Source organism: Kitasatospora sp. NPDC054939, from assembly GCF_053610105.1.
This window is the reverse complement of record NZ_JBSGXP010000217.1, coordinates 1-9,819: the sequence shown is the minus strand read 5'-3', so window position 1 is coordinate 9,819 and position 9,819 is coordinate 1. Positions and strand designations below refer to the sequence as shown.

The 9,819-nt window shown below is 76.5% G+C and carries 8 protein-coding genes; 4 read left to right on the top strand and 4 right to left on the bottom strand.

What is annotated here, in order from left to right; translation table 11 throughout:
- Window positions 1-39: 39 nt before the first annotated feature.
- Window positions 40-1,251: an MFS transporter gene (locus tag ACWGB8_RS36305; protein WP_452217936.1), complete on the bottom strand. Its 1,212-nt coding sequence runs from the start codon at window positions 1,249-1,251 to the stop codon at window positions 40-42.
- A 64-nt stretch (window positions 1,252-1,315) separates the two neighbouring features.
- Between ACWGB8_RS36305 and ACWGB8_RS36300 the strand changes: the two genes are divergently transcribed.
- Window positions 1,316-1,705, top strand: coding sequence for a MerR family transcriptional regulator (locus ACWGB8_RS36300; protein WP_452217935.1), 390 nt, complete (start codon window positions 1,316-1,318; stop codon window positions 1,703-1,705).
- Between the two features lie 150 nt (window positions 1,706-1,855).
- Window positions 1,856-2,758: a phytoene/squalene synthase family protein gene (locus ACWGB8_RS36295; RefSeq protein ID WP_452217934.1), complete on the top strand. Its 903-nt coding sequence runs from the start codon at window positions 1,856-1,858 to the stop codon at window positions 2,756-2,758.
- A gap of 123 nt (window positions 2,759-2,881) precedes the next feature.
- On the opposite strand, the gene ACWGB8_RS36290 is transcribed toward ACWGB8_RS36295, so the two are convergent.
- Window positions 2,882-4,831, bottom strand: coding sequence for a hypothetical protein (locus ACWGB8_RS36290; protein ID WP_452217933.1), 1,950 nt, complete (start codon window positions 4,829-4,831; stop codon window positions 2,882-2,884).
- Window positions 4,832-4,994: 163 nt separating this feature from the next.
- Window positions 4,995-6,152, bottom strand: a complete 1,158-nt coding sequence (locus ACWGB8_RS36285; protein ID WP_452217932.1) for an FHA domain-containing protein — start codon at window positions 6,150-6,152, stop codon at window positions 4,995-4,997.
- A gap of 118 nt (window positions 6,153-6,270) precedes the next feature.
- On the opposite strand from ACWGB8_RS36285, the gene ACWGB8_RS36280 reads away from it, so the two are divergent.
- The gene (locus ACWGB8_RS36280) at window positions 6,271-8,181 is read left to right on the top strand and encodes a serine/threonine-protein kinase (protein ID WP_452217931.1); all 1,911 of its coding nucleotides are present in this window, start codon (window positions 6,271-6,273) and stop codon (window positions 8,179-8,181) included.
- Window positions 8,182-8,248: 67 nt separating this feature from the next.
- On the opposite strand, the gene ACWGB8_RS36275 is transcribed toward ACWGB8_RS36280, so the two are convergent.
- Window positions 8,249-8,902, bottom strand: coding sequence for a hypothetical protein (locus tag ACWGB8_RS36275; protein WP_452217930.1), 654 nt, complete (start codon window positions 8,900-8,902; stop codon window positions 8,249-8,251).
- Between the two features lie 129 nt (window positions 8,903-9,031).
- On the opposite strand from ACWGB8_RS36275, the gene ACWGB8_RS36270 reads away from it, so the two are divergent.
- A complete protein-coding gene (locus ACWGB8_RS36270) occupies window positions 9,032-9,679 on the top strand; it encodes a DUF7691 family protein (protein WP_452217929.1) in 648 nt (215 codons plus the stop codon).
- The last annotated feature ends 140 nt before the right edge of the window (window positions 9,680-9,819 follow it).

Below are 9,819 nucleotides of genomic sequence, written 5' to 3'. Positions count from 1 at the left end.
CGCCGGACGGGCGGCCCCGGTCGGCTGCGGGGCGGGGGTTCACGCGTCCGCGCCGCGCCGGGCGGGGAACCCGTGGGTGCGGGCGCCGACCACGACGGCCAGCACCGGCGCCAGCAGCACCAGGACGCTCCACGGGAAGGCGTCGGCGTCGAACACGTCGAGCAGGACGCCGCCGACCACACCGCCCGCGGCCATCGCCACGTTCCACAGGGTGACCAGCATCGCCTGGGCGGCGTCGGCCTGTTCGCCGCCCGCCTCCCCCGCGGCGGTCTGCAGCAGGGTCGGTACGCCGCCCCAGCCGAGGCCCCACAGGGCCGCCGCCGCGTACACCGCGACCGTGTTGTCGGAGACCGCGGCGAGGACGGCGGCGGCCACCGCGACCAGCAGGGTGCTCGCCACGGTGAGCCGGCGCAGGTCCCGGTGGATGCGCGCGCCGACGATCCAGATGCTGAGCAGCGAGGCGGCGCCGAAGACCAGCAGCACGCTGTCGGTGTTGTCGCCGAGGCCCACGTGGTCGAGGAAGGCGGCGATGTAGGCGTACAGGACGGTGTGGGCGAGGACGAAGACCAGGGTCACGAACAGCACCGGTGAGACGCCCGGCACGGACAGCGCGCCGAGGATCCTGGTGCGGGCCTCCTGCCGCTGCCCGGGGAAGTCGGGCACCGAGGCGGCGATCCAGCCGATCACGGCCAGGGCGAGGGCGGTCATCGAGAGGAAGGCGACGTTCCAGCCCGCCACCTTGCCGAGGAAGGTCCCGGCGGGCACGCCCAGCGACAGGGCGACCGGGATGCCGGTCATCACGATGGCGATGGCCCGGCCCTGGAGGTGCGGCGCGACCATCCGGCGGGCGTAGCCGGCCAGCAGGGCCCAGGCGAGGCCCGCCGCGACGCCGGCCACGAAGCGGGCGACCATGGTGAGGGCGTAGGCGCCGGAGACGGCGGTGACGGTGTTGGCGGCCGCGAAGCCCGCCATGGCGGCCAGCAGCAGCCGCTTGCGCCGCCAGCCGGCGGTCGCGGCGGTGAGCGGGATGGCGGTGAGCGCGGTGCCGACGGCGTAGACGGTGACCGACTGGCCCATGGCGGACTCGCTGACCGCCAGATCGGAGCTCATCGCGGGCAGGACGCCGGCGGGCAGCGTCTCGGTGAGGCTGGTGATGAAGACGGCGGTGGCCAGCGCCAGCAGCGCCGACATGGGCAACTTGGCGTCGTCGGAAGGGGTTTCGGGGTCCGCGGGTAGCTGCGTGGTGGTCATGCCGGTATGCTCGAACCCTCACATCTATGTGAGGGTCAAGACCGACTGATGTGAGGTGCACCACATGCGGATCGGCGAGCTCTCCGAGCGTACCGACACCTCCCGGCGGCTGCTGCGCTACTACGAGGAGCAGGGGCTGATCGTCTCCGCCCGCTCCGCCAACGGCTACCGCGAGTACGACCCGCGGTTCGTGGACCGGGTGCTGCAGATCCGCGGCCTGCTGGACGCCGGGCTCCCCACCCGGATCATCAAGCAGATCCTGCCGTGCCTGGACAAGCCCCGGGTCATCCACTTCACCGACGCCACCCCCGAGATGCTCGCCACCCTGGAGCGCGAGCGCGACCGGATGACCGAGCGGATCGAGAACCTGACCCGCAACCGGGACGCCGTCGCCGACTACCTGGACACCGTCCGGCGCACCCGCGCCCGCGAACAGCCCGCCCTCGCGAGTTAGGCCGGACAGGGCCGGGGGCAGGTCGGTCGGACCGGCCCCGGTCACCTGCCGGGCCGGGGATGATCGTCCGGCCCCGGCGGTGATCCACCACCGGGTGATCCACTACCGTGGACGGGCCCGCCGACCGCCTCCCGAAACGAGACCGCCACCGTGCCCAGCTGGCGCACCACCCTCACCGCCGCCGGGATCGCCGCGGCGCCGCTGCGGGCCGACTACACCGCGGCGGCCCGACGGGTCCGGCGCCGCGAGACCGCGCCCTACCTGGCGCTGCGCCTGCTGGCCGCACCCGCGCTCGTCCCGCACCTGGCCGCCGGCCTCGCGTTCATGAACCTGGTCGACGACACCGCCGAGACCGGTACGCCCGGGCAGCGCGCCGACGGCCTCGCCCGGCTCGCCGACCGGATGGCGCAGGCCCTGGACGGCGGGCCCGTCGAGGACCCGGTGCTGCGGGCGTACGCGCACACCGTCGCCGAGCGGGGCCTGCCGCACCACTGGGTCACCCGCTTCCTCACCGGCGCCGCCGAGGCCGAGGCCGGCTTCACCGGCTTCGACACCGAACAGGACTTCCAGGCCTACCTCGACGCCTACGCCTGGCCCGGCGTCATGGCCTCCACCGGCGTCCAGTACCCGGGCGGCCCCGACGAGTCGGCCGCCGCCGGCTGGCGCCGCTTCGTCGACGCCGCCCAGCGCATCGACTTCCTCGCCGACCTCGCCGAGGACCTCACCGCCGGACGGCTCTGCCTGCCCCGCGACCTGCTCGACGAGCACGGCGTCACCCGGGCCGAACTGGAGGGCGGCGGCGACGGCGCGGGCACCCGGGGCCTGCTCGCCGACTGCACCGCCCGCGCCGGGGCCGCCCTGGACGGCGCCCGGGACGTGGTCGGGCTCGCCGACCCGGGGCTGCGCCCGGTGGCCGGGATGATGGTCGAGCTGATGACCCACCAACTGCGCGCGGTCGAACGGGCCGGGACCGACGCGCTGCGCCGGGACGTCGGCTACGGCAAGGCCGCACCGCTGCGCATCCTGCTGCGCGCCCGCCGCGGCCGGGGCTGACCTGACGGCCGGGCTGGGCTGACGGCCGGGCTGGGCTGACGGCGGGGCGGCGGCCGGCGCGAGGGCGCGGCCGGGGCCGGGCCCGGCGCCGTCAGCGGGGCGGGCCGTCAGCGGGGCGGGCCGTCAGCGGGTCGGGCCGGTGAGCAGCTCGGCGACGGTCAGGTGGTCGTCCCAGTCCGGCAGCCGGCCGGTCAGCCCGTCGAACACCCGCTGCCAGGCGGGCGCTCCCCCGACCAGGCCCATCAGTCCGGCCAGCTCGGCGGCGGCCTCGGCGATCGGCTCGCCCGGGCTGTCGGTCCGGGCGAGCGCGCCGGAGAGGTAGCGCAGGATCCGGGCCGCCGGCGCCGCCGTCCGCACCAGGTCGCGCCCGCTCAGCAGGCCCCGGCCGAGCGCCTCGTCGAGCACCACCGCGAGCCGGCCGTCCGCCAGGCGTCCGAAGCCGTGCGCGGTGCGGGCCGTGTACAGCTCGGGGGTGTCCCACCAGCGGATCTCGGCGGCGTCGGACAGCGCCGCCCGGTGCCGCAGGGCGACCTCCACCGGGGTGTCGGGGTGGTCCACCAGGTGCGGCCAGAGCGCGAAGGGCCGGCGGGCGTGCTCGGCCTCCAGCAGCGCCCAGTCGAAGTCGTACGGCAGGAAGCGGCAGTGCGCCGCACCGTGCCGCCCCCGGGAGGCCAGCCGGTGCAGCCGGGTGACCAGCCGGGCGGCCGTGAACTCCTTCGCGGTGCGGGCCTCCAGGGTCCGCAGCGGATCGGCCGAGGCCAGCGCCCGGCGGACCGAGGAGGTCACCGCCCTGCCGAACCGGTCGTCGTCGGCGAGTGCCGCCAGGCGCTGCGGGCCGCCGTACCGCAGCAGGTTGAGCGCGCCGAGCAGCTGCTCCGGCACCCGGAGCCGGTGACCGGCCCGGACCAGGCCGAGCTCGACCATCCGCGGGCAGGTCGAACGGATCGCCCCGACCAGGTACCGGTCCGGCAGACCGGCCGCCAGCCCGTCGAGCCCGGGGGCGGGGTGCGCGGCGGCCCGGGCCCGGACGGCCGGGTCCGGGTGGTGGACCAGCAGCGCGTGGACGACCGGCAGCTCCGACCTCGCCAGCATCCGGCGGACCAGCGGCTCGGGCAGTTCCGGGCCGCGCAGCCGGGCCAGTTCGGCCGTCACCGCCGGGTCGCCGTGCACCGCCAGCCGGGCGAGCAGGGCCTGCGGGCGGCGGCTGCGCCGGGCCAGCCGGCGGGCGAGCAGCAGCGGCAGGACGGGTCCGAGCAGCGGCAGCAGCCGGGCGACGGCGGCCTCGTCCGCGTACAGCAGCGCCTCGGCGGGCAGCCACGGGACGAACGGGTGCCCGACGGCGTAGCTGTCCACCTGCTCGGCGGCCGCCGCGGCCAGCAGGGCGGCGGGGTCGTCGGCGGGCCGCGAACCGTCGGCACGCCCGGCGTCCTCCCGGTCGCCGGCACCCGCCCTGGCCTCCGCCGCGTCCCGGTCCTCCGCCGCGTCCCTGGCCTCGGCCGTGTCGCGGGCCTCGGCGATCAGGGCGGGCCAGGTGAGGCGGGTGGTCACCGGCTGCTCGTGCAGCGCGGCGAGCAGGCGCAGCCAGGCGTCCGGGTCGGTGCCGCACTCCTGGCGCAGCAGGCGGGTCAGGGCCCGTTCGGCGGCGACCAGCAGGGCGGTCTGCTGCCAGTCCGGCGGGGGTACGGCGAGCACGAGCGCGGGCGCGACCTCCAGCACTTCGTCCTCGTCGGCGCCGCCGGCCAGGTACCAGGAGTCAGCCCAGCCTCCGCTCCGGCCCTCGGGGTCGTCGTCGACCGCCTCGGGGCAGGCGTCCAGCAGCCACGGCGGCAGCCCGCCCGGGCGGTCCTCGTGGGCGGTCCGGGCCAGGAAGCGCAGCAGCGCCGGGTCCTCGGGGACCGGCGGCACGGCCGCCGCGTCCATCGGTATCTCGGCGTCCAGGGTGAGCAGCAGGTCGACGGCGCCCAGCGCCGCCCGCCGGTCCGGCCCCTCGGGGTGCTGCGGCGGCTCGTACGGCTGCGGTCCGGTGCCGCCGGCGTGGTCGGACCGGTGGTCCCCGTGCGTGCGCTCGCTCATCTGGTCGCTCCCCCGATAGGTCGTTCGGGAGCATTCCATCAGGTCGCGCCGACAGCAGCGCAATCGTCGGCCCGGCGGCCCGGCCCATGACGGGTCCGCGGGCCCGCGACGGGTCCTCGGCCACGGCGGGTCGGCGGATACGACAGGCGGGCGCTTACCGCGGCTACGGCAGGTCGGACGGCAGGACGGTGAGCACGGTGGCCTGGCCGGCGGGCGGGGTGCGGCCCGCGCCGCTGCGCCAGGCGCGGGACAGCTCGGCCGGGAAGAGCCGTCCGCTGCGGGTGACCACGATGCCGGGGGCGAGCTCGACCTCGTCGCCCGGCCGGAAGCCGCTGCCGTGGTCCGGGCCGAGGCGCTGCCAGGGGCCGTCGGCGCCGGGTCGGCCGCCGCCGCGGCGCACCCGGCTGCCGTAGCTGCTGGTGTCCCGGACCGTCACCACGCCGTCCCGGACGCCGATCAGCAGGTGGCGTCGGCTGATCCGGGCGGTCCGCTCGGCGGCGAGGGCGGCGGGCAGGGCGATGCCGCCGGCGCCGGGGGCGCGGCCGAGGCAGGTCTCGGTGCCCTCGTCGAGGGTGTAGCGGGCCGCGCAGACGCCGTCGACGACCAGTTTGAGCTGGGCGGTGCCGCTGCGCCGGCCGGCCTCCTCCAGCGGGCGGCCGTGGAGTTCGCAGGTGGGGACGCCGCTGCGCATCCGGGGCAGCAGGACGCGTCCGCCGCGGCCGTCGTAGAGCGAGCAGCGGCGCTCGGGGCAGGCCCAGGAGCGGCGCAGGACGTCGGTGATCGGCGTACGGCCGGGGCCGAGCAGGCCCTGCTTCTTGAGGACGGACAGCTCGACCTTGCGGGAGATCTCGGCGTCGGTGCGGTGGCCCATGTCGACGGGGACGAGCCGGATCCGGCCGTCGGAGCTGCGTTCGGGGCGCAGGAACTGCCAGGTGTTGCCCTGTACCCAGGGGTGCTCGCCGCGGTGGGCGTCGAAGCGGTCGGAGCTGATGACCCTGGTGCCGGTCATGCCGGCGATCTCCAGGACCCGTTCGTCGGCGTCGTCGACCTCCTCCAGCAGGCCGTCGGCGGCCCAGCGGCGCAGGCGGCGGACGTCCTGCGGGTCGGGGAACTCGCGGGCCCCGCCGAGCAGGCTGCGGTCGGCGACCAGGTAGGCGGTCACGGCGCGGTCCCCCGTCTCGGCGACCAGCGCCCGGACCACCCGCTCCAGCCGGCGCAGCGAGCGGGCGCCGGGGGCGCCGAGTGCGGTGTTGCGGACGATGTTCGACAGGTCGACGACGTAGTCGGCGCGGTCGGCCGCGCTCGCCAGGTTCTGTTCCATCGAACCCCCCGGTGAGATGACGTGACGTCAGGATTGTATGGATCACCGGCCGCCCGGCACAGTACGGTGCACCCGGGCGCCCGCGTCACCGCCGGCGCCCGAACCGGGAGGGGATCGCATGAGCCGTACGGAGGGCGCGGGCCGACCGGCCCCGCTGCGCGCGGAGGACCCGCGCGAGATCGCGGGCTACCGGCTGCTCGCACGGATCGGCGAGGGCGGCATGGGCGCCGTGTTCCTCTCGCGCAGCCGGGGCGAGCAGCCGGTGGCGCTGAAGGTGGTGCGCCACGAGTACGCGCACGACGAGGAGTTCCGCAGCCGCTTCCTGCAGGAGGTCCGGGCGGCGAGCCGGGTGCGGGGCTACCACCTGGTGCCGGTGCTGGACTACGACACCGAGGCCGAGCGCCCGTGGCTGGCCGGCGCGTACGTGCCGGGGGTGCCGCTCGACGAGGCGCTGGCGACGGCGGGCCCGCTGCCGATGGCGGCCGTCCTGCGGATGACCGGCTGCGTCGCGGAGGGGTTGCAGGCGATCCACGCCGAGGGGGTGATCCACCGGGACGTGAAGCCGAGCAACGTGCTGCTCGGCGCGGACGGCCCCTGGGTGATCGACTTCGGCATCTCGCGGGCCGCCGACGCCACCCAGCTGACCCGCAGCGGCGGGCTGATCGGCACCCCGCAGTACATGTCCCCGGAGCACGCGGACGGGCGGGTGCTGACCGCGGCGACGGACGTGTTCTCGCTCGCGCTGGTGGCGGCGGTCGCCGCGACGGGCCGTCATCCGTACGGGGACGGCGGGGCGATCACCCTGGCCACCAAGATCGCCAACACCGAGTTCCGGCCGCCGGACCTCAGCGGCTACCCCGAGCCGCTGCGCGGGCTGCTGATCCGCTGCCTGACCGCCGACCCGGAGGCCCGGCCGAGCGCGGCCGAGCTGGTGGAGCTGTGCGCGCAGGCCCTGGGGCGCCCGCTGCGGGAGTTCACCGACTGGCTCCCCGAGTCGCTGGCGGACGCGATCGCGGAGCGGCGGCGGTTCGTGACGGACCTGCGCGAACCGCTCGACGGCGCGGCGGCCGGCGGGCCCGCGGCGGCGGCCGGGGGCATCGCGCCGACCGGCTCCGTGCCGACGGGTGGCGGCGTGCCGACGGGTGGCTCCGCGCCCACCGGTGCGACCGGCGCCGCCCGGACCGCGGCGCCGTCGACCGGGTACCCGGCGCCGCCCACCCGGGCTCCCGGGCAGCACGCCCACGCCGCCGGGCAGCCCGCGCAGCCGCCCGTTCCGCCCGCTCCTCCGGCCGGGGCGGTGCCCCCGCTCCCGGGTCCGGAGCCCGCGCCCGCGGGGCGCACCGGCGGGCTGAGCCGGTCCGGGCGGGTGCTCGCCGCCGCGGGGGCCGTGGTGGTCCTGGCCGGCGGGATCTGGGTGGTGACCCAGGAGCGCGGCGGTTCGAAGGGCGGGAGGGAGACCGCGGCCACCGCCCCCGCCACCTCCGGGACGTCCGGCACGTCCGGCACGTCCGGTTCCGGGGCTCCCGCCGCCCCCGCGCCGGCGCCGACCCGGGCGCCCGGTACCACGGCACCCGCGGGCGGGACGGGCGGCGGGGGCACGGCCACCGGGGCGCCCGGCGGCCGGTTCACCAGGACGGTGGACGGCGTGGCGCTCACCGTCCGGGGATCGGGGCTGACCAACTACACCCAGGTCGACTTCGACGAGCCCAAGGTGCGGCTGGCCGACTACAACCACCTCGAATCCGAGTGGCGGGTGCTGGAGAGCCGGGACGACACGGTGTTCGAGCTCCTCACCGGGACGGCGGTCAGCACCGGCCCCGAGCCCGACCGGTGCTTCGCCGCGGCCCAGACCGATCCGCTGCCGTCCCAGCTCAGCATGAAGGAGGTGTCCGCGAAGTTCACCGCGGGCACCCTGCTGTGCACCGTCACCACCAAGGGCAACCTGGCCATGCTGAAGGTCACCGGCACCGCGACCCGCAACGGCTTCGTCGAGGTCGCCGGGCAGCTGACGGTCTGGGAGATCGCCTGACCCCGGCCTCCGGCCGCGCGTGTACGGGCCCTCCCGTCGGCCGTCGACGGGAGGGCCCGTACCGGGACTACGGCGTGACCCCGGCGCGGGCGGCGAAGGCGAGGGCGGCGTCGGCGTGCGGGGCGGGCACCCCGTGGGCCGCCAGGCCGGCGACCAGCTCGGCGACGGCCGCCCCGTCGGCGTCACCGGCCTCGACCCGCGCGGCGAACGCCCGGATGGCGTCCAGCAGGCCCGGTTCGCCGGCCGCGTAGTAGTCGCACGCGGACAGCGCCAGCCCGGTGTACTCGGTCTCGTCGGAGCCGGCCCACGGGGCGGCGCCGTCGAGCCCGTCGTTCTCGACGTCGGCCGGGTAGTCGACGCGCTGCCAGGCGCCGTCCTGCCACCAGTAGAGGAAGCCGAAGAGGTTCCCGTCCGCGTCGTCCTTCAGCAGCTCCCACGGCAGCCACTCCGGCCCGCCGGCCAGGAAGTCGAGCGGCTCGTCGAGCAGGTGGGTGTGGCTGAAGTCCGGGTCCTGCCCGCAGAAGACGGCGCGGCCGCCGTCGAACCGGCTCAGCCGCCACCAGCCGTCGGCCCCGGTGCTGTGGCACCAGAAGCCGTCCTCGTCCAGCGCGTACTCGGTCCTGCCGGTGGCTGCCAGCTCGACGACCGCCATGGTGACGGCGCGGGCCCAGAGCCGCTCGGGCGTCTGGAGGTCCTCGGGCAGGCTCGGCGTGTGGATCATGAAGTCCCCCGTTTCGTTCGATGTGACAGGAAGCCTCGCACACCGCCCCGACAGCCGGGCCGTGCGGGCCCGACGGGCCCCCACCACCCGGTTCGACGGCTGTCGGTGGCGTTTGCCACCATGATCCGCATGAGCCACGTCATCACCCTGCTGACCGCCGACCGGAACGAAATCCTCTCCTACCTCGGGGGCGCCGAGCAGACCGGCGACCGCAAGCGCATCGCCGACCGGATGCGCGAGCGGGCGCGCGCCTACCAGGACTCCCTCGACCGACACGGCGTCGACTGGGGCCTGAGCGTCCCGGACGCGCTGGAGCACCTGTTCGCCGGGCGGGCCGACGAACGCGGCGGCTGCGCGGGCAACGCGTACTGGACCGCGCTGTGGCAGGTGATCTCCTCGCTCGGCTCCGACACCGACGACCTGGGCGTCTACTCCAAGCCGTCGACCTTCTTCGGCCTGCTGCAGGACGAGCTGCGCGGCCTCGGCGTGCCCGCCGACCTGCTGCCGCACGACTTCCTGTACGCCGGCCCGCCGGACGAGGTGCCGTTCCCGATCCCGTACCCGATGGACGGCTACCCGGCGCTCGGCCTGCTCCCGCTGGCGAAGGCCGAGGCGGTCGCGGACGCCTACACCGCCGTCCTCGACCGGCTCGGCGCCGACTTCGCGTACGACGCGAAGCTGCTCGCCGACAAGCTGCGCTTCGAGCACCGGGAGTGGCAGGTCTCGCTGAAGTACGGCTACACGATGGACACGGTGTTCTTCTTCATCCAGGGCTGAGCCGCCGGTCGTCGGGGGCCGAACCGCCGATCGTCCGGTGCCCGAGCCGCCGGTCGTCCGGTGCCGAACCGTCGGCGCTCCCGGCGCGCCGCGCCGTCCCGGAACGCGGCACGGCGACGGCCCGGCACCCCCTGAGCGGG